This is a genomic window from Neokomagataea anthophila (genome assembly GCF_018122595.1).
GTDB lineage: Bacteria > Pseudomonadota > Alphaproteobacteria > Acetobacterales > Acetobacteraceae > Gluconobacter > Gluconobacter anthophilus.
The window spans coordinates 1-19,675 of sequence record NZ_JAGRQH010000014.1; the positions used below are offsets into that span (position 1 = coordinate 1).

General features: G+C 51.4%; 18 protein-coding genes. 10 read left to right on the forward strand and 8 right to left on the reverse strand.

Annotated features, from left to right (window positions below; genetic code table 11):
- Positions 1 to 264: 264 nt before the first annotated feature.
- From KB213_RS11540 to KB213_RS11550, 3 genes are all read right to left on the reverse strand, one after another.
- Complete coding sequence (locus KB213_RS11540; RefSeq protein ID WP_211683292.1) at positions 265 to 1,155, reverse strand: prohibitin family protein; 891 nt, start codon at positions 1,153 to 1,155, stop codon at positions 265 to 267.
- Between the two features lie 84 nt (positions 1,156 to 1,239).
- Positions 1,240 to 1,485: a conjugal transfer protein TraD gene (locus tag KB213_RS11545; protein ID WP_211683294.1), complete on the reverse strand. Its 246-nt coding sequence runs from the start codon at positions 1,483 to 1,485 to the stop codon at positions 1,240 to 1,242.
- A 64-nt stretch (positions 1,486 to 1,549) separates the two neighbouring features.
- On the reverse strand, positions 1,550 to 1,846 hold the full coding sequence (locus KB213_RS11550; protein WP_211683296.1) for a conjugal transfer protein TraD: 297 nt from the start codon (positions 1,844 to 1,846) through the stop codon (positions 1,550 to 1,552).
- A gap of 163 nt (positions 1,847 to 2,009) precedes the next feature.
- Here KB213_RS11550 and traA point away from each other — a divergent pair, with 163 nt between their 5' ends.
- From traA to KB213_RS11580, 6 genes are all read left to right on the forward strand, one after another.
- The gene (traA, locus tag KB213_RS11555) at positions 2,010 to 4,787 is read left to right on the forward strand and encodes a Ti-type conjugative transfer relaxase TraA (RefSeq protein ID WP_211683298.1); all 2,778 of its coding nucleotides are present in this window, start codon (positions 2,010 to 2,012) and stop codon (positions 4,785 to 4,787) included.
- 26 nt (positions 4,788 to 4,813) lie between these two features.
- Positions 4,814 to 5,410: a hypothetical protein gene (locus KB213_RS11560; RefSeq protein WP_211683300.1), complete on the forward strand. Its 597-nt coding sequence runs from the start codon at positions 4,814 to 4,816 to the stop codon at positions 5,408 to 5,410.
- 83 nt (positions 5,411 to 5,493) lie between these two features.
- Complete coding sequence (locus KB213_RS11565) at positions 5,494 to 6,225, forward strand: hypothetical protein (RefSeq protein WP_211683302.1); 732 nt, start codon at positions 5,494 to 5,496, stop codon at positions 6,223 to 6,225.
- Between the two features lie 639 nt (positions 6,226 to 6,864).
- On the forward strand, positions 6,865 to 9,621 hold the full coding sequence (locus tag KB213_RS11570) for a class I SAM-dependent DNA methyltransferase (RefSeq protein WP_211683304.1): 2,757 nt from the start codon (positions 6,865 to 6,867) through the stop codon (positions 9,619 to 9,621).
- Positions 9,621 to 11,675, forward strand: a complete 2,055-nt coding sequence (locus tag KB213_RS11575) for a DEAD/DEAH box helicase (RefSeq protein ID WP_211683306.1) — start codon at positions 9,621 to 9,623, stop codon at positions 11,673 to 11,675. The genes KB213_RS11570 and KB213_RS11575 overlap by 1 nt, the downstream gene beginning before the upstream one ends.
- Positions 11,668 to 12,885 (forward strand): GIY-YIG nuclease family protein, encoded by a 1,218-nt coding sequence (locus KB213_RS11580; RefSeq protein WP_211683308.1) that lies wholly within the window; start codon positions 11,668 to 11,670, stop codon positions 12,883 to 12,885. Before KB213_RS11575 ends, KB213_RS11580 begins: the two co-directional genes overlap by 8 nt.
- Before the next feature lie 155 nt (positions 12,886 to 13,040).
- On the opposite strand, the gene KB213_RS11585 is transcribed toward KB213_RS11580, so the two are convergent.
- Positions 13,041 to 13,628 (reverse strand): recombinase family protein, encoded by a 588-nt coding sequence (locus KB213_RS11585; protein WP_211683310.1) that lies wholly within the window; start codon positions 13,626 to 13,628, stop codon positions 13,041 to 13,043.
- Between the two features lie 223 nt (positions 13,629 to 13,851).
- Between KB213_RS11585 and KB213_RS11590 the strand changes: the two genes are divergently transcribed.
- Together KB213_RS11590 and KB213_RS11595 are read left to right on the forward strand one after the other, a co-directional pair.
- A complete protein-coding gene (locus KB213_RS11590) occupies positions 13,852 to 14,334 on the forward strand; it encodes a hypothetical protein (RefSeq protein ID WP_211683312.1) in 483 nt (160 codons plus the stop codon).
- Between the two features lie 78 nt (positions 14,335 to 14,412).
- The gene (locus KB213_RS11595; protein ID WP_211683313.1) at positions 14,413 to 15,129 is read left to right on the forward strand and encodes an IS6 family transposase; all 717 of its coding nucleotides are present in this window, start codon (positions 14,413 to 14,415) and stop codon (positions 15,127 to 15,129) included.
- A 59-nt stretch (positions 15,130 to 15,188) separates the two neighbouring features.
- Here KB213_RS11595 and KB213_RS11600 read toward each other — a convergent pair whose 3' ends face one another.
- Entirely contained in the window at positions 15,189 to 16,292 is a 1,104-nt protein-coding gene (locus KB213_RS11600) for a Fic family protein (RefSeq protein WP_211683315.1), read from the reverse strand.
- Between the two features lie 505 nt (positions 16,293 to 16,797).
- Here KB213_RS11600 and KB213_RS11605 point away from each other — a divergent pair.
- Both KB213_RS11605 and KB213_RS11610 read left to right on the forward strand, forming a co-directional pair.
- Entirely contained in the window at positions 16,798 to 17,481 is a 684-nt protein-coding gene (locus tag KB213_RS11605; protein WP_211683317.1) for a ParA family protein, read from the forward strand.
- Positions 17,478 to 17,804, forward strand: coding sequence for a ribbon-helix-helix domain-containing protein (locus KB213_RS11610; RefSeq protein ID WP_211683319.1), 327 nt, complete (start codon positions 17,478 to 17,480; stop codon positions 17,802 to 17,804). The genes KB213_RS11605 and KB213_RS11610 overlap by 4 nt, the downstream gene beginning before the upstream one ends.
- A gap of 54 nt (positions 17,805 to 17,858) precedes the next feature.
- Here KB213_RS11610 and KB213_RS11615 read toward each other — a convergent pair whose 3' ends face one another.
- The 3 genes from KB213_RS11615 to KB213_RS11625 form a co-directional block, all read right to left on the reverse strand.
- The gene (locus tag KB213_RS11615; protein WP_211683321.1) at positions 17,859 to 18,266 is read right to left on the reverse strand and encodes a DUF2442 domain-containing protein; all 408 of its coding nucleotides are present in this window, start codon (positions 18,264 to 18,266) and stop codon (positions 17,859 to 17,861) included.
- Positions 18,256 to 18,429 (reverse strand): DUF4160 domain-containing protein, encoded by a 174-nt coding sequence (locus tag KB213_RS11620; protein ID WP_211683324.1) that lies wholly within the window; start codon positions 18,427 to 18,429, stop codon positions 18,256 to 18,258. Before KB213_RS11620 ends, KB213_RS11615 begins: the two co-directional genes overlap by 11 nt.
- Before the next feature lie 215 nt (positions 18,430 to 18,644).
- Positions 18,645 to 19,520 carry a replication initiation protein gene (locus KB213_RS11625; RefSeq protein WP_249110548.1) on the reverse strand — a complete coding sequence of 292 codons (876 nt, stop codon included), beginning with the start codon at positions 19,518 to 19,520 and terminating at the stop codon, positions 18,645 to 18,647.
- Between the last annotated feature and the right edge of the window lie 155 nt (positions 19,521 to 19,675).

The following is a 19,675-nucleotide window of genomic DNA, read 5'->3' on the forward strand; positions in this document are numbered from 1 at the left end:
CAAAAGCTCACCGTAGGCTACCCAAAAACTCACGCTAACCTACCCAAAAGCTCACTTTTAGTGACCATTTCTGTTAGATTTCCGGGAAATTTTTAAGGATGAATCTTGAATCTAAAAGAATCATAGAATCTTGAATCTAAAAAGTGAGCTTTTGGGTAAAAATCACTGTGGATAACTATTCAAAACAACACCCACAAAAAAAGATCATCTCAAGATCAATCAAAACGAAAGATCATAATGTCCTGAGATGATCTTTGTGTTCTGCTATTTCCCCGACAGAGGGGTATTAGCGATAAAGGGCAAAGGCGCACCGGCACTGAGATAAGTTGGGAGTGTCCCACTCCAACGATCCAGCGCTTTTTGCTGCAACAATGCCGGTGTCAAAGACTGAGCAATGGCCGTATTCGCTTTAGCCTCAGCCTGAGACGTGACCAACAAGGCTTGAGCCTGTCCTTGAGCTGTTGCAATCGCGGCATCCGCACGTGCTTTCGCTTGCACAACTTGCTGCTGTGCAGAGATTTGCACCTGTTGCAGCGTATATTGTGCTTGCAAGGCCTGTTGCTGCGCCACCTGTTTCGCTTCAATTGCTTGCGAATAGGCAGGAGAGAAGGTGAAATTCGCCGTGTTCACCGCTTCAATGCTCAGATGATAGGGCACTAAAGAAGCAATGATGAGCTCTTTGATCTGGCTATCCACCACATCACGCTTCGTAATGAGCTCCTCCGCATTATACTTCGCTGTGATGGCCTTAACGTCATTCGACACTGTCGGGCCTATGATCCGCTTCTCAAGGGTCTCCAGCGTCCGGAAATCCCGGTAGAACGAGGGTGCATCGACAGGGTTGATATGAAATGTCACTGAAACCGTCGTATGCACGTCCTGAAGATCATGCGTGGCCGCCCATTCATTGGATGCTATCGTTTGCGGTTGTGTCGAAACCTCTTCAATCCGCTGATAGACCGGCAGAGCAAAATGCAGTCCCGGTGTCAGTGCTACCGGCTGGACCGAACCAAAGTTCAAACGAATACCGCAATAGCCCGATGCAATCTGTTTAAACGGATTGAGCAGAAGCAATGCCCCTCCCGCAACCATGACGATGGTCGCCCATTTCAGGGGATTAACTGAAGACGATTTTGGTAATTGAGGAAAATCCACAAAGCCCTCCAAGGCAGTGACACGGCACAGTCATATTGATGATACATTGTGTTGCATTTGTGAAATGAGATTTTAGTCTTGGTCTTAGAGAACTTGCTCCTCCCGCTCTGCACGGAAGCGATTGAGCCCCCGTCGTCGCCAGCGTGTTTTCAGCTCCGTCGGTGTAGTGGTGCCCTCACCGTGCAGCTGTTCCGCCATCTCCAAAAACGCACCCAGCAAAGTCGCACGATCATCCGCCGTTAACGCACTCAAACCCGCTTTCTGCACAAGCCCGCCCAGCTCAATCAAATGCCGTGTGCGCTCCCGCCGTTCTTTCACCCAATCGCGCATATCCGTTCGCGCCTTTCGTGTCTGATGCCGAGCGATCCGTGCACTCTGTCGATGCTGATGCTGCTCAAGCGTTTTCAGCTGTGCATGGATCTTGTCCGGTTGCCTGGCGTCGGCGGCTCTTGGGTGTTCGTGTCTGAAAGAATGCGTTGCCCCGTTCGGCCCACCTCGCCACCGCTTCAGGTTTCTCCGCTGCTTGTTCCACCGCGGCCAGCAAAATGCCTGTCAGCGCTTCAACCGAGAGCGTATCCGCGCCTGTCGCGACAATAAGTTCGCCAAGCTGTTGAGTACGTTGTGCTTTGAGCTGTTTGGCCTTCTCCTGAAGGGCTTTGAGTTCGGTATCAATATTTCGCGGCTTGCGCATCGCACAGCCTCCGTTGGTCACAAGGTTAAGACAGATCACCGTGGCGCTACGCGCCACCCATCACGTCCCCTTTATGATCGACCAACCGTTTACGCTTCGTTAGCAAGTGCGCGCTTATACGTCATGGCATGACGTGTGCTCTGTTCGACAGCTTCTAAGCGCCATGGCGCTGTATCATCTCTCGGTCAAAATGATCAGCCGTGCCACCGGCCGCAGTGCCGTGGCTGCAGCCGCCTATCGGGCAGGCGCAGCATTGGAAGATCAGCGCCTGCAACGCACGCATGACTTCACCCGCAAAACGGGCGTGATCTATTCAGAGATTATCTTGCCCAATCCCGCACCAGAACGCTTTGGTGATCGGTCCGTGTTGTGGAATGCGGTCGAGGCGGCGGAGAAGCGCAAAGATGCGCAGCTTGCGCGTGAGGTGGAGTTTGCCATTCCGCGTGAGATGACACCGGCCCAAGGGATCGCGCTGGCCCGTGACTTTGTGCAGGCACAGTTTGTGGCGCGTGGCATGATTGCGGATCTCAATGTGCACTGGGATCAGGGCGCAGATGGTCTGGCCAAGCCCCATGCCCATGTGATGCTGACCACCCGTCGGGTAAATGCGGATGGGTTTGGTGCCAAAGACCGTTCCTGGAATGACAAGGCCTTGTTGTGCCAGTGGCGAGAGCATTGGGCGGATCTGGTCAATGCGCATCTCGCTGCTTTGGATTTGGATCTTCGGGTGGATCATCGCTCCTTTGCCGCGCAAGGCATTGCGCTGGAACCCCAGAACAAAATAGGTCCAGCCGGGATGCGCCGCGGACTACGGGGCGATGCGGCCGAGCGCGTCGCCGAGCATCAGGCCATTGCCCGCCGCAATGGTGTGCTACTGGCGCAGGATCCGGCTCTGGCACTGGCCATACTCACCAAGCAGCACAGCACCTTTACGCGGCAGGATCTCGCGCGCTTCGTGCATCGCCACACGGCGGATGCGGAGCAATTCCGCGTGGTTCTGGCGGGGATTGAAGCGTCTTCAGAGTTGGTGAGGCTGGGAGATGATGCGCGGGGGCGCCAACGGTTCTCGACGCGCAGCATGGTGGCGACAGAGCAGCGCCTGGTCGAGACCGCGCTGTCCTTGGGGCGCAGGCAGAGCCATGCGGTGTCTTTGCCGGTGCGTCAGGCGGCGATGCGTTCCTCTTCCTTGGGGCAAGAACAAGCCTTGGCCGTAGGTGAGGTGACCAAAGCCCGGGCTTTGTCTGTCGTGACGGGTTATGCCGGGACCGGCAAGAGCACCATGCTGATGGCTGCTCGGGAGGCCTGGGAACAGGCCGGGTATTGTGTGCGTGGGGCGGCGCTCTCGGGTATTGCTGCCGAAGGGCTGGAGGTGGGCTCGGGGATCGTCAGTCGGACATTGGCGTCGTGGGAGTATGGCTGGGCGCGGGGGCAGGATGTGCTGGCAGCAGGCGATGTATTGGTGGTGGATGAGGCGGGCATGGTGGGCTCGTGTCAGATGGAACGGGTCTTATCTGCCGTGCAGGCAGCCGGTGCCAAAGTGGTTCTGGTGGGGGATCCGGAGCAAGTCCAAGCGATTGACGCGGGTGGGGCGTTCCGCGCGGTGGTCGAGCGGGTTGGATCGGCTGAGATTACGACCGTGCGGCGGCAGCAAGTGGCCTGGCAGGCGGAGGCAACCCAAGAGCTGGCGACAGGGCGCACCATTGCCGCGTTGGAGCGCTATGCAGCCGCAGGGCATGTGCACGGGCATGACACGCTGGAAGCGGCGCGTGAGGCCGTTGTGGCGGCTTGGGATGGGGCGCAGCAGGTCCATCCGGGGAAGACGAGCCTTATGGTCGCGCATCGGCGGGTGGATGTGCGGGCCTTGAACGAGGCCGCACGCCGTCTTCGTCAGGAGAGGGGCGCGTTGGATCCGGATGTGGAAATGACCGTCCTGACAACACTGGGCGAGCGGTGTTTTGTGCATGAGGATCGGGTGTATTTTCTGCGCAATGACCGCGCGTTGGGGGTGAAGAACGGCACGCTGGGGACGGTGCGAGGCTTGTTTGGTGCGGATGAGGCGCGGAAAGTGCTGGTCATCCAGCTCGATGGCCCGGATGGGCCGGGAACAGGGCGGAAAGTGGATGTGCGGCTGTGGGAGTATGATGCGCTGGATCATGGCTATGCCGCGACCATCCACAAAGCCCAAGGGGTGACCGTTGATCAGGTGCAGCTTCTCGCCACGGCCAGTATGGACCGTCATAGCGCCTATGTGGCGCTGTCGCGCCATCGCGAGCGGGTTGATCTGCATTGGGCGCAAGACGATCTGGGTGGTCCTGCGGGGGTAAGAGCCAAGCTGTCACGTGAGCGGCTCAAAGACACAACATTGGACTATCCGCAGGTGGTGGCGCAGGGGCGTGAGGATATGCGTGCGCGCTTAGCACAGCACCAAGCCGATCAGCGCCGCGTGCAGGAAGGGCGAGCGGCGTTCCGTGCGGCCTGGCAGAAAGATCGTCTGGATCAGGAGCATCAGCGTTGTGCCTCCGGGTGGCTGGAGGCGTGGGAGCGCGCCTGGTGTGCCTGGCAGGAGGTTATGGAGCGCTGTGAGGGAGAACCGTCTGACACCGCGCAAAAGCGCGAAAGACTGATGGCGCAGATGCGGGGCTTGATGGACGGGAGCGCATCCGCTTGGCGGGGCGCGGTGCGTGATCAGCTGGCGGTGGTGGTGCAGGGCGAAAGCCGCAGGGTTTTAGAGGATGTGTTGAAAAGTGCGCAGCCTGTGGGGGCGCTGGACAACACGTTGCAGCAGCAGCAGGAGGAGGTCATGCGGTACAGTATGATCATCAAAAAACGTCAGGAACAGGCTCGGGAGATCCGGTCTGAGCGGGCACCGGAAATGGTACGGAAGCCGACGCGGCGACGGACACAGGAGCGGGATTATGCACCGGGGTTAAGCCCATGGTGAGTGAGGGGGAGCGTCACCTCTTTGGCATGATGGAGATTGCCGAGCGGCATCAGCGTCAGGTGGAGCAGGCGTGTCAGGCTTTGGCGGAAGAGCGCCAAGCCCTCGTGGCGGAGCGGGCGGCGCTGAAGAGTGAGCGTGCAGCCTGGCAGGAAGACATGCGGCTGGCGACGCGCAGCGAAGTGGGCCGGGCGATGGACGCCGTGCAAAGTGATGTCTTTAAGGCCACCCAGCTTGTGGTGCATGAGTTGGAGACCAGTCTGACGCATCTGCCGCATTACGCCAGCCAGGCACAGCATGCTTTGATGCAGCTGGTCTCTTGGGCGCAATGGCGGGTGTTAACCCGTGTGGGGCTGGTGTTGATGGGGCTGGCGGGTTTTGCGTGGGTGTTGGGGGCGGGGGTTTCTGCCTGGGACAATTGGCAGATCACGCGACTGGCGCAGGAGCGTGACGCGCTGAAGCATGACATCGCTCAGATGCGCGTAAACTATGACGACCTCAAAGAAAGTGGCGTGCTGCAGGCGTTGCAACGCTGCGGGTCCGGCAATCGGCCCTGTATCCGCGTCGATATGAACGCCGGAGTATTCGGAGACGCAGGCGATGTTAGAATCATTAAAGGGTATTAGGTGCCGCAATGATGTGCTTGATGGGATGGAACAGAATCGTGACGCGTTCACGTAGTCTTGAACGTTAAGAGGAGAGGCAACGCATGGGGTATGATGTTGAGATTACACGCAGTCCGCTTTTTTCGAGAAAGCCCGGCCCTAAGATTACGCTTGATGAGTGGTTCGAGGTTATCAGGCGTGACCCAGATCTTAAATTTGTTATTCCGGAGAATGCGGCGGACCAAGGCGTCGATACAGCACTCTGGACTGCCCACCCTGATGGGGAAGAGGGTGGCTCTACTCTTTGGTGTGTTGATGGGCAGATTGTCGCGAAAAATCCTGATGAGCCTCTCATTCGTAAGATGGCGATGCTAGCAGTTCGTCTTGATGCGGACGTCATCGGCGATAATGGAGAATATTACGAATTGGATGAGGAAGGCGGGCTTGTCTCCGGCGAAGCTGAGACCTTGCCCACGTCCGAAACACAACCGAAATTTATTGGATCGGGGGTTATACTTTATGGTGCGGGCTCTTCGAAATGCGCCGCTTTTCTGAGCCATATTCGAAAGGAGAGTTACGATTCAACGACAGAACTTTCGTCGAGGGCAGAGATGATGAAACACTGCTATTACAGTTGGTATCAGGGGCTTGTATCGGCGATAAATGAGAACAGGACGAAGGACGGGGCATCGCTCATTCAAATAGGAAACGCCGGCGAAAGATGTGCTCGTGATATCGACTTTTTGATTGCATACGGTGAGAAGCACCCCGACCAATATTTTTACGATGCTGCTGCGGCTCTTTTGCGGCACTATAAGGACAATCCAGCTGTTTGAAGGCCTGTTGCAAAGTTAGGTGAAGGACGCCGCTACCCCAGTTTTTCTATGTTTCAGATGGGTGCTGTCACGTTAACTGAAGGTGCTTGAGTGCCTTTAGGATTGAGTGATTTTAGGCGTTGAGAGCTGCCGCGTTTTTCCATTGGGCAAACGCCTGGACACGAAAGAAGTGTTTGGAAAGAGCGGTTGATAGGGAAGACGGTGGAACGAAGAGATTGCGTAAAGAAGAGCAAATGGAGACGAAGCGCTGACATCCTCCGGGGGATCGGCACTTTTGCATGGTCCGTTCCCGTTTGCGCAGCGGTAAATGGGGTCGTTTGCAGTAGGGGGCGAAATCCTACGCTAAGCTGAGGGCGCGCTTTCCGTAGTCCCTGAGTTCTCCTTGGGCCAACGTAGCGGTACAGAGTAACACGCTCGATCCCGAGCTCCTTTCCCGGTCAATACGCGCAGACCGCCCTTGCATCGGCGGCAGGCGACCAGATTGGGAACAATCAACACAAAGCTGCAGCCAAAGGCATGGCCCTGTAATCCAAATTTGTATAGCCTCGGGATATGTAAAGTTTAGGGAGCAAGCATTCCGCGCCGTTCAGGGCACAGCGATGCTATCTCCTTGTATAAGAACGGGATTAGGTAGAGGCGATGAACGCCGTAGAAATTGAAGAAGCCGTATCCGCGCTGGCGGAGCAACCATTTGATGCGGAAGAATTCCCTTACCTTTTCCTCCTGGCTTTCGGCAACAAAGACACCACTATCAAGCGTCTCCGGGCCAGCAAAGGCTCGACCAATGCCTCTGACATCCCAGGCGGTGTCCTCCAGCGGAATAACATCCATATTGCGACCTGCCCGCCCGGTGAGGTGACGCGGACTTTGACCGCCCTCCGGGGTAGCCCAGCCACGTCTAAAGCCAAGGCTAAGTTCATCCTGACGACGGATGGAGAGACCTTCGAGGCGGAGGAATTGGATACAGGCGAGACCGTCGCCTGTGCCTATACGGACTTCCCGAATCACTTCGGCACGTTCCTTCCGTTGGCCGGCATCACGACGGTCAAACCAATCCGCGAAAATTCGTTCGATATTCGCGCGACCAGCAAGCTGAATCGGCTGTATGTCGAATTGTTGAAGGACAATCCCGACTGGGGAACTGCTGACCGCCGTCATGACATGAACCATTTCATGGCCCGGCTCATCTTCTGCTTTTTTGCCGAAGACACGGATATTTTCCAGGAAGGTCACTCTTTCACAAACACAGTCGATACAATGACCGAGCGAGATTCGTCTAACACCCACGAGGTGATCGGCGAACTGTTCCGGGCAATGAATACCCCTACGGTAGAGCGAAAGAAAGCGGGCATTGCTCGTTACGCCGATAGGTTCCCATACGTTAATGGCGGTCTATTTTCGGGCAGCCCCGATGTGCCTCGCTTCAGCAAGATCGCCCGCTCCTATCTTATCCATATCGGCGCTCTCGACTGGACAAAAATCAACCCGGATATCTTCGGGTCTATGATCCAGGCTGTGGCAGATGATGAGGAACGTGGCGCTCTTGGTATGCACTACACGAGCGTTCCCAACATCCTCAAGGTGCTGAATCCTCTCTTTCTGGATGACCTGCGGGCACGACTAGATGAGGCCGGCGACAATACCCGGATGCTCCTGAACCTACGTAAGCGTATAGCAAGGATCAGAGTATTTGACCCAGCATGTGGAAGCGGAAATTTCCTTGTCATCGCTTATAAGGAAATGCGGGCTCTCGAGGCTGAGATCAACAGTCGTCGCGGGGAAGCTGACCGTCCATCAGAGATTCCTCTGACCAACTTCCGGGGGATCGAACTGCGTGATTTCCCTGCCGAGATTGCACGTCTTGCGCTCATTATCGCCGAATTCCAATGCGATGTGCTGTATCGTGGTCAGCAGCTGGCCTTGGCCGAATTTCTTCCGCTGAACGCAGAAAACTGGATTATTTGTGACAACGCTCTTCGGTTGGACTGGTTAAGTGTCTTTCCATCAGCCGGAACTGAAGTAAAACACAGAGCGGACGATCTATTTCCCCGGTTAGACCAGCCACAGATCGACTTCGATAATGAAGGAGGAGAGACATATATCTGCGGCAATCCGCCATATAAAGGTGCGAGAAAACAAGACCCACTTGAAAAATCTGATCTTACTTTTGTATTTTCAAGTCATCCTGACTTTAAAGATGCTGACTACGTGGCTGGATGGTTTTTAAAATCGGCAGAATACTGTAAGAACACGGGGGCAAGGTTTGCTCTGGTGGCAACAAGCTCAATCTGCCAAGGAGAGCAAGTTCAATTTATTTGGCCACGCATTTGGAGTAGTGGCCAAGAAATTTTTTTCGCGTATACACCGTTCAAATGGGCAAATAACGCATCAAATAACGCTGGCGTTTTCGTGACGATTGTCGGTGTTTCTCCGTACCCTAATGAAAAAAAATTCATATTTGATGAAATACAAAAAAGAGACGTCGCTAATATATCTCCTTACATAACAAACGGACCAAATGTCGTCGTAAGGACGGCAGAAACTCCTATATCGAAAAACCTTCCCAAAATGATAATGGGGAATATGGCGCGGGATAATGGTAACCTTATTATGACCCGTGATGAAGCTAGGCAGTTACTCTATACTTATCCGACTTCAGATCGCTTCTTGGTAGCCCTATATGGCACGAAAGAGATTATAGACGGTGTGCCGAGAATGGCGCTCAACTTAGAAGAACGGGACCGCGAGGTATGGTCTCTCATTCCACCAATTCACAAGCGCGTCATGGCAGTAAAAAAATTCCGATTAGAATCTACCGCGAAAACGACAAATGGCTACGCAAATGTAGCTTATAGATTTGCCCAATACTGCCATAAAGATGAGAGAGCACTTGCCATCCCTTCGGTTACTCCAGAAGATCGTGCGTATGTGACGCCCCTTCTAATTCCAAAAGGAGTTATGGTTACTAATCTTGCTTATTTAGTTTATGGTTTTGGCAATGAATTGTTCTCGTTACTATCATCTCGCATGCACAAAATATGGATCACGGCTGTATCTGGTCGGTTAGGATCAGGGATACGATATACGCCTACTATTAGCTACCACACCTTCCCTGTTCCAGTCCTGACCGACAAGATGAAAGCCGACCTGACCCGTTGTGCTGAAGACATCCTGTTGGCACGCGCGGCGCATTTCCCAGCCACCATTGCGGAACTGTATGACCCCGAAAAAATGCCCGCCGATTTGCGAGAGGCGCACGACCGTAATGACGAAGTGCTGGAGCGCATCTACATCGGCCGTTGCTTCCGCAATGACACAGAACGGTTGGAGAAGCTGTTCGATCTCTATACCAAAATGACCGCCGGAACCGGATCGAAGAAGAAGGTAAAAGCCTGATGAATACTAAAACTCAATCCGTCCCTTCCGTCTCTGTCTCTTACGCGGCCAATGGTAGTTCAACCAAGGCTAATGCCATGGGGATGCGGCCTATGCAGGAACGCGCCTATGAAAAACGCGGCGAACAATATCTTCTTATCAAGTCTCCTCCAGCTTCGGGTAAAAGCCGGGCGCTTATGTTTATCGCTCTCGATAAACTGGCCAACCAGGGACTGAAGCAGGCCATTATCGTCGTGCCTGAAAGAAGCATTGGCGCAAGTTTCCATGACGAGCCTCTGACCCAGTTCGGCTTCTGGGAAGACTGGCACGTAGATCCCAGAAGAAACCTGTGTGATGCAGCCGGCGGTGATAACGGAGGCAAGGTCAATTCGCTCGAAGCGTTCCTGAAGAGTGACGACAAGGTGCTTGTCTGCACGCATGCCACCTTCCGCTTCGCCGTGGACAGGTTCGGCGTTGAGGCTTTCGACGATCGTCTGATTGCTGTGGATGAATTCCATCACGTCTCGTCCGACTCAGACAACAAACTGGGTCATCACCTTGGCGCGTTCATTGCCCGTGACAAAGTGCATATCGTCGCCATGACCGGCTCATATTTTCGGGGTGACGCGGTCGATGTCCTATCTCCTCAGGACGAGGCCAAGTTTGATACCGTAACCTACACCTATTACGAGCAATTAAATGGCTATCGGTATCTCAAGCATCTCGACATCGGCTATTTCTTCTATTCCGGGTCTTACGCTGACGACATTCTGAAGGTTCTCGACCCGAAGCAAAAAACCATCATTCACATCCCCAGCGTCAATTCGCGCGAAAGCACGAAGGACAAGATGAGGGAAGTGGAGCACATCATCGAGGAACTTGGCGATTGGCAAGGGGCCGACCCTGTCACCGGCTTTCAATTGGTAAAAACGGAAGACGGCCGGACGTTGCGGATCGCTGATCTGGTGGACGATGACAAGAACAAGCGTGACCGTGTGTCTACCGCACTGAAAGACCCAACTCAGAAAAACAACCGCGACCATGTGGACATCATCATTGCTCTGGGCATGGCCAAAGAGGGCTTTGACTGGGTTTGGTGCGAACATGCGCTCACCGTTGGCTATCGATCCAGCCTGACCGAGATTATCCAGATCATAGGACGCGCTACCCGCGATGCGCCTGGGAAAACCCGCGCTCGCTTTACCAACCTGATCGCTGAGCCAGATGCCTCGGAAGAAGCCGTAACCGAGGCCGTGAACGATACCCTTAAGGCTATCGCTGCCAGTCTGCTGATGGAACAGGTTCTCGCCCCCCGCTTCGAGTTCAGATCGAAAGCATCAACCAACGAACCGACTGACGGCTTCGATTATGGCGACGACGGCTACCAACAGGACAAATGCAATGTCGGGTTCAACGAAGAGAAAGGAAAGTTTCAGATCGAGATCAAGGGGCTGTCCGAACCCAAAAGCGAAGAGGCAACCCGTATCTGCCAGGAAGACCTGAACGAAGTCATCACTGCTTTCGTGCAAGACAAGACCGCTCTTGAACGTGGGCTTTTCGACAAAGAACTCGTTCCGGAGGAATTGACGATCTCCCGTATGGGAAAAATCATTAAAGACAAATATCCCGAACTGGATGAGGAAGATCAGGAGGCCATTCGACAGCACGCCATCGCGGCTCTGAACCTGACGCAACAGGCTGCTCATACCGCGACGAGTGGTGATGGAGAACCAGGAGCCAACACGGCCCTGATCGATGGCGTACGTAAATTCGCAATGGACGTGCGAGAACTGGACATTGATCTGATTGATCGCATCAATCCGTTTGGTGAGGCTTATTCCATCCTGGCTAAAGCAATGAGCGAAGAGAGTCTGAAACAGGTTGCGGCCGTAATCGGTGCCAAACGTGCGACGATGACATTGGAAGAAGCGCGTATTTTATCTAAACGAGCGCTGAAGTTCATGCAGGAACGTGGACGGCTACCCTCCATAACATCGACCGACCCCTGGGAGAAAAGCATGGCCGAAGGCGTCGCGTTCCTTGCCCGCATGAAGGCGGAGGCGGCTCGTGGCTAAAGGTTTTACCGAGGAGGATGATGCTCTCCTGTCAGCGCTGGGCATTGAGGTCGAGACAAAGAAAGAATCCTCCCGAACTCCAAAAGAAGAGCGCATTATAGCTGGGTTTGAGGAAATCCAGCAGTTTGTAGACAAACACGGACGCTCTCCCCGCAATGGGGAAGGTCACGACATTTTCGAGCGTCTATATGCAGTCCGCCTCGATAGGCTTCGCTCGCAACCCGATTGCATGGCATTGCTTCTGCCTATGGATCATCAGGGCATTCTGTCCAACGCTGTTGTTGTTGACGAGATCGATGAAAACATAAGCGACGATGAACTGCTTTCCATGCTCGGCGTGAACGGCATCGAGCAGAATTCAATCACTGAACTGCGCCACGTCCGCTCCACCGCCGAAAAGCGGGCAGCCGAGGAAATCGCCAACCGGGAGCGCTGTGAGGATTTCGACACTTTCAAGCCGATATTCAACGCAATCCAGAAAGACATCGAGATCGGGACGCGCATTACACGCCCTATCCGGAAAGAAGCCGGCCTCCTGAAAACTGACATCAGACCAGGAGAATTTTTTATTCTCGGTGGTCAGACAGCATATGTTGCCGAGATTGGTGAGACCTTCAGAGCACCTAATGGTGAGAGTGATGCCCGTCTCCGCGTCATTTATTCCAATGGAACCGAAAGCAACATCCTGCTTCGTTCCCTTCAGCGTGCGCTTTACAAAGATGAAGCTAGCCGCCGAGTGTCAGAACCCAGTGCCGGGCCATTGTTCGCCGGAGAAAACGACGAAGACGATCTTGCAAGCGGAACTATTTACGTTTTGAGAAGTGAATCCGACAATCCCACTGTCGCGGCCAACAAAGACCTGGTCCACAAGATTGGCGTAACTGGGGGAGACGTTGCAAAACGGATCACCAACGCTAAACTCGATCCGACATTTCTGTTAGCGGACGTGGAGGTCGTAGCGACTTACAATCTGTTCAATATCAGCCGGACAAAACTCGAAAAAATAGTCCACCGCATCTTCGATCCGGCCCGACTGAATATCCAGATCGAAGACAGATTCGGCAACCCCGTCATCCCGCGCGAATGGTTCCTTGTGCCGCTGTTCGTGATTAATGATGCAGTGGAGAAGATCAAGGATGGAACGATCACCAGCTATGTCTATGATCCAAAGAATGCCTGCCTAGTTAAGCGTAAACACCAAGAGGTTTGACATGAGTAATGTCAATGAACCGCCCTGAGATTGGTGGAGACGTCCGCTTCCAAATTTTTGCGCCACAAAGCAGATAGGCCGCTCTCCCCAAAAAGCTGCCTATTCATTGGAGTAATAAGTGAGGTTACCGGAGGTGATCAGTCAGCGCACCAAACTCACATGGCGGACAAATGTTCATCCCGAATCCGCATAATCGTCTGTCGGCTTGTCGCAAAGTTTCGAGCAATAGCTGAGACACTCGTCCCCTTTTCTAATTCGGCACGTACGTCCTTTTTCTGCTTTTCGTTGAGCATCGAAGGCCGTCCTAGGGTCTTTCCTTCTGCCTTTGCTCGCTTGAGACCAGATTGCGTGCGCTCGATCAGCAAATCCCGTTCGAACTGGGCAACTGCATTGAGCACCTGCATCGTCATTGTGCCAGATGAACTGGTGAGGTCTGCTCCTCCAAGGGCCAGACAATAAACTCTCACACCCATTTCTGTGAGCGCTTTGACGGTGGTGCTGACGTCAATTGCATCGCGGCCGAGACGGTCGAGTTTGGTTACAATCAGAATGTCTCCGGTTTCTAACCGGTCCATAAGCCGCGAAAATCCATGTCGCCGTGCAATAGGGGTACTGCCAGAGATTGTCTCTGTAACAATCCGATGTGGCTCGACGTGAAAACCGGCGGCTTTGATGTCCTGTAGTTGGTTTTCGGTTGTTTGTCCGACTGTCGAGACACGGACATAAGCAAAAGTACGAGGCATAGAAGAATTTCGTCCAAATATAATGTCCGAAATATACGATGTGTTCGAAAATCTGTCTATATAATTTACGGACATCATGTCTATTCCTGTCCGCAATCGTCCGTTTGCGGACACGGATAGAGATCCTACGCAAACATCACCCCTAGTGTGTTTAGGGGATGACATCCGCTAAATTGGGGGCATTATAGTCAAACAACCAATTTAAAAACCATAGGTGATACAAATGCCTTACAGTGTTTATATATACAAATTCAAAGAAGAATTACCAAGTGATATTAAATCAGAAATAATACTAAACGTATTAAAAGAAGAAAATGCAAGTTATACGTTAGGTGATGAATATATAAAACTTAGTGATGGATCATTTGTTGAATCATGGGCAGATGATTTATATGAAAAAGATTATGTAGAAGGTATTTCTTTTATTTTTAGAGGCGGTTTTACAATGGAATTTGTCAATCTTGCCTACAAGATTGCTAATGCAATTGAAGGATCAATCATTAATGATGCCGGCGAAATCGGAAGTATGGATAATCCTTTCATGCTTCTAACGAATGAGCAGCAACGCGAAAATTTACCTACCGCCTTCTCCGAAGGCGCAGTTATGTGCACCTCAGTTGATTTTCTTAATGCGGCTCTTAATGGGGGCCTTACTCGTTGGCTTAATTGGCCCCTTTATAAACATCCTGAACAGGTTGCTCCGTAAATGGACGGCTTGCTGGCCCTGTTGCAAAGTTTGATCTCTTGCCTGAAACCGTATTGGTCTTGAGGTGGGGCGGTTGATATGAGTGATTTCAAGGGTCGTCATTTTCGGGGTGAGGTGATCTTATGGGCGGTGCGCTGGTATTGCCGTTACGGGATCAGCTATCGCGACCTTGAAACCATGCTGGCCGAGCGGGGCGTGAGTGTTGATCATTCAACAATTTACCGCTGGGTCCAGCGCTATGCGCCTGAGATGGAAAAGCGCCTTCGATGGTATTGGAAACGCCCGGGCTTTTCCAGCAGCTGGCGGGTTGATGAGACTTACATCAAGGTGAAAGGGAAATGGGCGTATCTGTACCGGGCTGTCGGCAAAGGCGGTGACACGATTGATGTCTTCCTCTCACAAACCCGGAACGCCAAGGCTGCAAAACGCTTTCTGGGCAAAGCTTTGAACGGCCTGAGGGAGTGGGAGAAGCCCGAGACAATCAACACGGATAAAGCCCCAACCTACGGCATAGCCATCAACGAACTCAAAAAGAACGGTAAGCTTCCCGATACGGTGCAACACCGTCAGGTGAAGTATCTGAACAACGTGATTGAGGCTGATCACGGCAAGCTGAAACAACTAATCAAGCCGGTCCGTGGCTTCAAAAGCCTGAAAACCGCTTATGCGACGATCAAAGGTTTTGAGGCCATGCGCGCACTAAAAAAGGGACAGGCCAAATTCTTCCAGTTCCAAGAGGGGATCATGGGAGAAGTGCGTCTCATTGAAAGACAATTCGGAGTTTACACCGTTTAAAAATCAAAACAGAGAGATCCACTCAACCCAAACCTAACTTTGCAACAGGGCCCCCCAAGTTATCCGAGACAGAGCGAATACCGAGCATATTTATTGTCTCCCGTTCGATGAAGAGCGCCGAGTGTCACGAGATTGGCCAGATCACGCGTGGCGGTGGCTGACGTCGCCCCTGTAATGGACCGATAATTTTGAGCACTCAGACCACCCTGGAACCCATCAGGGCCTTCTGCCAACATGCGAAGAATGGCTTTTTCCTGTCGAGCATTGAGCTTCCCCCGCCAGCGGTCCAGAAAACGCGTCTTCTCAATCAAAAACTGGATTTTCTGAAGTGTTTGAGACTGTGCCTCCAGAACAATCTGAGAAAACCAGATCATCCAGTCCTCTATCTGATTCGTTTTACTGGCTCGGTGCAGTTCGAGATAATATGCTTTCTTGTGCGTATTGATGGTTGCTGCCAAAGCGGTCAGTGTTGGTCCTTCAAGGCTTTGCGTTAATGCTTTTTCAGCAATGGCCCGTCCGATACGGCCATTGCCATCTTCAAAAGGATGGATGGTTTCAAACCAAAGATGGGCAATTGCAGCGCGTTCTATAGCGGGCAAAGGTTCAGACCCGCTTGGGGCAGTCCTATTAAACCAAAGAATAAACTGTGCCATCTCAGAAGGCACAGCCTGAGAGGGTGGAGCCTCGAAATGGATGTGTGGTTCATGGATAGGGCCTGAGATAATCTGCATTGCCTCAGCATGCACCCTATACCCCCCAATAACATCTAAATCACGCCGACCGTTCATAAGCATGGTATGCCAAACAAAGAGGCTTTGGTCTGTTAGCGGTGCGGCATAATGTTGATAGAGATCGACCATCAATTCAGCGGCCCCCGCTTCAGCGGGAGTAGAACGGCGCCGGTCTGCAGCGAACCCTAAGTGTCGAGCAATCGATGATTGTACACTCGCCCGATCAAGCACTTCGCCTTCAATGGCGGAACTTTCGACCATTTCTTCCGACATAAGCTGAACGACAAGCTGTTGATTAGCACCTGTGTCCAGATGCCGCATCGCACCCACGATGACGCCTGAACCTCTTAGGAATTTCGTTTCAGCGTCGCGCAAGCAGTTTTTCTCAAACTGAAAACACGGCCAGTCTGGACGCTGCCAATTCCAACGCATGATTGATTCTCCGAGGTTATATCAATCATTTTATATGCTATTTATGATTTATATAAGCCCAATCTATCCATCATCGACTAAGAAATGTATAAATGGCGCTCCTTGAAATTACTCATGCAGAAATTCCGCTCTCCCGGGGGATGTCATAGGTGCGTCTCGGTCTTTTCTGCCGCCCGTAATCTCTTCGTTCTACTCGTCGCTAACGCTCTCACACGACCTATTCTCGGGTGTCATCCGTGTATTCCTGGCTCATGTAGGATCCATCCCCACAAAGGTCGCCTTAAGACGAAACAAGGATCGTGTTTTCACCTGATAACGCGATCCTTGTTTCAGGTCATTAACAACAGCATATTTTTATGTGTGTCCCACCCAAAAAAACAGACTGGTGCTGACTAAGCTAATCCGCCAATAAAGAAGAGAGTATGCAGTGCGTTATCAATCGGCTTAAACCGTTAAACAGCTATCACGTTTTCACCTGAAAACTGGATCGTGTTATGAGGCGAAAATGAGCAAGATTATCTTAGTTACAAAACTAAAAGGTGGTGCTGGTGCAACGACGACATGTCGGGAGCTATGTGCAGTAGCTATCTCCCAAGGGCTGTCTGTTGGATTGATTGATTTAGACGGGCAAGGAGGTCTAACGAATTGGTGGAATCGCCGTACAGCCGATAATATCGGAAATCAAAACCCAACATTATTGCAAGTGCCAGTCGAAAAAATCGAGGTAAGTGCTTCGAGTTTACGTGAGACATTTGATCTCGTGATCATTGATAGTCCGCCATCTGTAAATGAGCGTATCCTACAGGTAGCTAGGGTTGCCGATCTTGCGATTGTGCCAACGCGACCAAATATTGACGATCTTGATGCTGTCGGTCCAATTATGCGTTTGTTACGAGGTGTTGTCGATATGACCTTTGTCATTACGCAAACACCAGGGAAGCGTAGCTTAGACGCTGCTGAAGCGACGGAGCTTCTCGCACGTCACGCCCCTGTTTTAGGGCGTACGACATTACGAGCAGCTTATCCTCGCGCAGCATCGACTGGATCGACTGGTTATGAAAATGAACGAACTGCAACTGAGGAAATCAGTACGATTTGGTCTGTCATTTGTGATCGTATTGATATTGCGCCGAAACAGCGTTCAGGTGAAAAGGTGAAAAACCGATCAGGTTATAAGGCGAAAAAATGAGTAAGAGACCTCGATTTGATTCTGTTGATCTTGGTAGTTTTAAAGCCACCCCAGGTAAAGGACAGCCGCAAGAGGCATTCCATGATAAACCTCTTATCCAAGCCGCAGCAGACCTGCCTGTAGTGCCAAAACCAGACATCAAAAAGCGCGCAGTGAGTATGACGCTATATCTTATGCCCGATGATCATAAGCGTTTGCGACGCTTGGCTGTTGATAAGGACGCGGCTGTACAAACGTTATTACTCGATGCGATTGATCGTATGTTCGACGACAATGGTATGTCCCCTGTTGAGAGATGGGGCACGCGACGAAAAATTCGGTGATCTGTTGTGAGTGTACGCGAGGTCAACGCTATTAGTTGTCCTTTTAGAGAAGCTTTAGGCTACTTTCCGAGGGCGTCCTCCCTTGGCGCCGTTACGCCTAGCAGCTTCTGCTTTCGCTACGCTCGTCGATGCTCCGCCAGATCGACCCATATGGGAAGCCATCCAATTCTTTGATCCATAAACTCCGTGGATTAACCCCTCAACGAGAACGTCTGCGTCAAGGCGGGGCCAATGTAGTCCTGTTCCAGCTGGAGTTAATTCGATTTCGGCTAGATCTATCAGTGCGGCTCCATGCAGCTCTTGTAGTAAATCTACTGGCACAGTCATTTCAACGCCGTTAGACAGAACGACATGTAAAGCACGGCGTGTGCGAATAAATTTGGCAGAGATTGCATGGGGTACGAGAGCCTGGTGTGTATCCCACGCTTTTCGTGCAACCTTATATTCAGTTTTATTGACCATGAATATCCTCCCACGCCTCAGCTAACATCTCCGCGTGATCTTCAACGATCGTGAGTGCGGCCTGAATAGCTTTATCTTTAAAACCGACTACACGGATCAAACGTGCCTTGGTGGCGATTTCAATAACTGCTTCTCCATCCGGACCAATAACATGCACATGCATGGGGACATGATCAGCATGTATAAATGACTACGCGAAAACCGTTAATTCGTAGGACATTCGGCATGTCATGATATTATCCCAAGCGCTTGGGTAATGGAAGAGTTTTGATTGGTGAGTTCTCCTATTTGAGGAGGTCCTATGTGAAATGTGTGAACATGATATAAAAATGATGTCTGGATAAAAGCATTATTAACGGTGAGTTTTGGGGTATGTACTCACTTTTCATTCGGTGTGGAAAAATCTATTAAAACAGGCAGTTCTGCAGCGAGCCCGCGCATTTTGGCACGGCGTACAACTTTGTGCTGTTCAATCAATCCTTGAGCATTACGTTTGCCATCAGATGTTTTTGGAAACCAATGAAGTATGATCTTTTCAACCTTTCGGCCTTTCTTAATTGGCGTAAAATCTACATAAAAAGGGCATATACTATTAATTTCCCCAATAGCTACTTTTAGACAATATTTATTAAGATCAGCAAATCTTTCTAATTTACCTACGGGTACATTTAGAAGTCCTCTAATGTCATCGATTGTTAATTCTTCAGTTTGTTTGTATTCTAAACCAATCCTACGCTCGATCATTTCATAAAGACATAGTGAGTACTTTGATTCAAAACAATACATCACTTGTGTTTTAAGGCGAGCATATACCTCGCTACTACGAAGAATTTCGATTAATTCTGCTGGAATACGATAATGGAGAAAACCATCCTTCTCAAGACTTTCGTCACTTGGTCCTAAGAGCTGAACACGACGCTTGTAACTTTTTCCTGCCTTGCGAATAGTAACGATAGCGATCGTACCCATTAACCGTAATAGAGAAGCTTCAATACGTTCATTGCCTTGATGTGTGCCTTTTAAATCAGATTTAGAAATTCGATGAATTACCGGCTCCCCAATACGATCCCAAGCATTTGCGATCAGAAGATTGTATGTACGCCTATCGGTCAACGTGAGTGGATTGAGTTCTACTATATCTATTAATTCACCTGGTTTAACGATTTCACCATAGCGTGAGGGAGTAAAGGGATCTCCTTTACCTTTTTGGGTGATAGTACGAAATTTTTCTTCAGAAACAGTGGGTTGTGACATGTATATCTCTAAAGGTGAGTCATTTTTTTATAAAGCTCACCATAATACAACAGGTGAGTTTGGCAACAATTTTAACTCACCATACTTTATGAAAAGCAGGTACCCAAAAGCTCACCGTAGGCTACCCAAAAACTCACGCTAACCTACCCAAAAGC

Excerpts from the sequence above, each read along its gene's own strand:
- KB213_RS11545 (WP_211683294.1), bottom strand. The coding sequence starts at position 1,485 with ATGCGCGATTGGGTGAAAGAACGGCGGGAGCGCACACGGCATTTGATT.
- KB213_RS11550 (WP_211683296.1), bottom strand. The coding sequence starts at position 1,846 with ATGCGCAAGCCGCGAAATATTGATACCGAACTCAAAGCCCTTCAGGAG.
- traA (WP_211683298.1), top strand. The coding sequence starts at position 2,010 with ATGGCGCTGTATCATCTCTCGGTCAAAATGATCAGCCGTGCCACCGGC.
- KB213_RS11560 (WP_211683300.1), top strand. The coding sequence starts at position 4,814 with ATGATGGAGATTGCCGAGCGGCATCAGCGTCAGGTGGAGCAGGCGTGT.
- KB213_RS11565 (WP_211683302.1), top strand. The coding sequence starts at position 5,494 with ATGGGGTATGATGTTGAGATTACACGCAGTCCGCTTTTTTCGAGAAAG.
- KB213_RS11570 (WP_211683304.1), top strand. The coding sequence starts at position 6,865 with ATGAACGCCGTAGAAATTGAAGAAGCCGTATCCGCGCTGGCGGAGCAA.
- KB213_RS11575 (WP_211683306.1), top strand. The coding sequence starts at position 9,621 with ATGAATACTAAAACTCAATCCGTCCCTTCCGTCTCTGTCTCTTACGCG.
- KB213_RS11585 (WP_211683310.1), bottom strand. The coding sequence starts at position 13,628 with ATGCCTCGTACTTTTGCTTATGTCCGTGTCTCGACAGTCGGACAAACA.
- KB213_RS11590 (WP_211683312.1), top strand. The coding sequence starts at position 13,852 with ATGCCTTACAGTGTTTATATATACAAATTCAAAGAAGAATTACCAAGT.
- KB213_RS11595 (WP_211683313.1), top strand. The coding sequence starts at position 14,413 with ATGAGTGATTTCAAGGGTCGTCATTTTCGGGGTGAGGTGATCTTATGG.
- KB213_RS11600 (WP_211683315.1), bottom strand. The coding sequence starts at position 16,292 with ATGCGTTGGAATTGGCAGCGTCCAGACTGGCCGTGTTTTCAGTTTGAG.
- KB213_RS11605 (WP_211683317.1), top strand. The coding sequence starts at position 16,798 with ATGAGCAAGATTATCTTAGTTACAAAACTAAAAGGTGGTGCTGGTGCA.
- KB213_RS11610 (WP_211683319.1), top strand. The coding sequence starts at position 17,478 with ATGAGTAAGAGACCTCGATTTGATTCTGTTGATCTTGGTAGTTTTAAA.
- KB213_RS11615 (WP_211683321.1), bottom strand. The coding sequence starts at position 18,266 with ATGGTCAATAAAACTGAATATAAGGTTGCACGAAAAGCGTGGGATACA.
- KB213_RS11620 (WP_211683324.1), bottom strand. The coding sequence starts at position 18,429 with ATGCATGTGCATGTTATTGGTCCGGATGGAGAAGCAGTTATTGAAATC.
- KB213_RS11625 (WP_249110548.1), bottom strand. The coding sequence starts at position 19,520 with ATGTCACAACCCACTGTTTCTGAAGAAAAATTTCGTACTATCACCCAA.